Raw genomic sequence first — 2,414 nt, forward strand, 5'->3', positions numbered from 1 at the left:
CGCCGCCGCGCCGGCGCCGGGCGAGCAGGTGCTGGACATCGGCTGCGGGGCGGGGGCGGGCAGCCTGGCGCTGGCGGCCCTGGTCGGGGCCAAGGGCGGGGTGCTGGGCGTCGACGTTTCCGAACCGCTGGTGGCGCGGGCCCGTGAGCTGGGCGAGGATCGGCCGAACGCCCGCTTCCAGGTGGCCGACGCCAGCCGGGCTTTGCTGCCGGTGGCGCAGTTCGACCTGCTGTTCTCGCGTTTTGGCGTGATGTTCTTCGACGACCCTGCCCAGGCCTTCGCCCACATGCGCCGGGCGCTGAAGCCGAACGGCCGCCTGGCCTTCGTCTGCTGGCGCGGAGCGGGCGAGAACGACTGGGTGCGGCTGCCGCTGAAGGCCATCGTCCCGATCGTCGGCCTGCCCGCCGCGCCGCCGCCCGAGGCTCCTGGGCCTTTCTCGTTCGGCGACCGGGCGCGGGTGGAGCGGATCCTGGGCGAGGCCGGCTTCGTCGATGTGGCGCTGACGCCGGTCGACCACCGGATCGTCTTCGGCGAAGGCGAGACTCGTGAGGCTGCGATCGCCGACGCCGTGGACCTGGCCTTCCAGGTCGGCCCGCTGACCCGAGCCCTGGCCGACCAGGCCAAGGCGGTGGTGGAAGAAGCGAAGATCGCGGTGCGTGAAGCCTTCGCGGCCAAGGCGCAGGACCGCTCGGTGGTGATCGACGGCGCCGGCTGGATCGTCACCGCACGCAACGGCGACGCCTAGATAAAATCCGGGAGGAGGGGGCGCTCCCGCCGCGAGGCGCTCTCCCGAGCGTCCCCCTCCATCCCTTCGGCGTCGCACCCGGCAGTGCGACGCAAGCCTCCCGCTCCAGAGTCCGGGAGGAAACCTTCTCAGGCGATCAGCCGGCCGTCCAGGCTGGCCAGCCGCAGGCGCGGGGCCTCGGCGTTGTTGGGGCCGAGCGCCTGGATCCGGCGCACGCCCAGTTCGTAGGCCGGGCGGCCCATCAGGCGCTGCATCATGGCGATCGGCTGGTAGAGGCCCAGGAACCGGTCGACCTCGCCGCTGGCGCCGGTCATCGGGGCCAGCAGCACCTCCATGCCGACCGAGGCGACGCCGTGGGCGCGGATGTCGGCGGTGACGACGACGGGCTCGGCCCGGCGGCGGGCGACCTCCAGGGCCGACTTCACCTCCAGCCGGTGCGACAGCGCCCACAGCGACAGCGAGTCCTCGCCGCGCAGGTCGCGGGCGTGCAGATCGGCCACGAAGCCGCCGGTCAGGCGGAACGGATAGCGGCCGGCCGAGCGTCCCAGGATGAAGACCTGGGACAGAATATCGAGGAAATCGCCCGGATCGACATCGGCGCGGGCCGGCATGCGCGCGGCACCGGCCTGGGTTCGCCAATAGTCTATCAACCGTTCCGTGCTTGGATGGAACATCGTCGTCCCCTGGCGGGTCCACTTCGCGGTCCAGATCGACCGCATGGGGCTTGCTAGGAGAACCGGGCCAGGGGCCCCGTCGTATCGTCTTGGCACAGAGTCGAGGCGCGGCGGGTCCATGGCGCGCTTCTTGCTGGTGAACCGGCTGGAAGACGCACGCTGTGTGAAGGGGAGACGCCATGACGGCGCCGAAACTGACCGTGTCCAAGCTGTGGATCGCCATCGGGGCGGCCGTGGCCGGACTCTTCGTGGGCGGCGTCGCCTACGCCCAGTGCAACAGCGGCTGCACGACCACGCCTCCGAGCTGCTGCACCCCGCCGCCGGCGCCCCCGCGTCCGCCCAAGCCGCCGAGCGGCTGCAACAGCGGCTGCAACGGCGGTGGCGGCGGCAAGACCTCGGTCAACGTGAACGTCAACGTCAATGCCAGCGCCTCGGCCAACGCCTCGGCCGGCAGCAGCGCCGGGGCCGGCGCGGGCGCCAGCTCGACCGTCTATTACGGCGGCGGCGCGCATGGCGGCTACTATTCGGGCCCGCAGGCAACCGGCTATATCGACGGCCTCAACGTGATCGGCGGCGAGACCGCCCGCCGCACGGCCTATGAAGCCACCCGCACCAAGTTCAAGCGCGTCGTCGTCCGCGCCGTCTGCCTGGACGACAAGGACATCCCGCACCCGGCCTCGCAGGTCACGCCCGACCGCGACATCGACGACCTCTATGACGGCGAGCTCTATCGCTGCATCGCCGGCAGCCGCATGCAGTACGTGATCGGCGAGTACGACAGCACGATCGACGTCAGCACCGGCGGCCGCGGCGCCCAGACCTATATCTGCCAGAAGAACGAGGCGCTCTATCACACGCCCGGTATTCGTGGTGGCGAAGGCGGGACCCTGGTCTGCCGTCCGCAGCGCCCGGCCCGCGACTGCAACGAGCGCTCGCTGCTGCGCCGCTACGGCGCCGGCGTGAAGATCCTGAGCATCCTGACCACCGAGACCTAC

3 protein-coding genes are annotated in these 2,414 nt (G+C 71.4%); 2 read left to right on the forward strand and 1 reads right to left on the reverse strand.

Annotated elements, in window-relative coordinates; translation table 11 throughout:
• Positions 1 to 745: class I SAM-dependent methyltransferase (locus DMC18_RS24520; RefSeq protein ID WP_110133396.1), on the forward strand; the 745-nt coding region annotated here is incomplete at its 5' end.
• 128 nt (positions 746 to 873) lie between these two features.
• On the opposite strand, the gene DMC18_RS24525 is transcribed toward DMC18_RS24520, so the two are convergent.
• Complete coding sequence (locus DMC18_RS24525; RefSeq protein WP_110120663.1) at positions 874 to 1,419, reverse strand: PAS domain-containing protein; 546 nt, start codon at positions 1,417 to 1,419, stop codon at positions 874 to 876.
• Positions 1,420 to 1,598: 179 nt separating this feature from the next.
• Here DMC18_RS24525 and DMC18_RS24530 point away from each other — a divergent pair.
• Positions 1,599 to 2,414, forward strand: an 816-nt coding sequence (locus DMC18_RS24530; RefSeq protein ID WP_110133397.1) for a hypothetical protein, incomplete at its 3' end; no start/stop codon positions are given.

This window comes from Caulobacter sp. D5 (assembly GCF_003185805.1).
Classification (GTDB): domain Bacteria; phylum Pseudomonadota; class Alphaproteobacteria; order Caulobacterales; family Caulobacteraceae; genus Caulobacter.

What these genes read in the sequence shown, in the direction of transcription:
- DMC18_RS24525 (WP_110120663.1), bottom strand. Translation starts at nt 1,419, where the DNA reads ATGTTCCATCCAAGCACGGAACGGTTGATAGACTATTGGCGAACCCAG.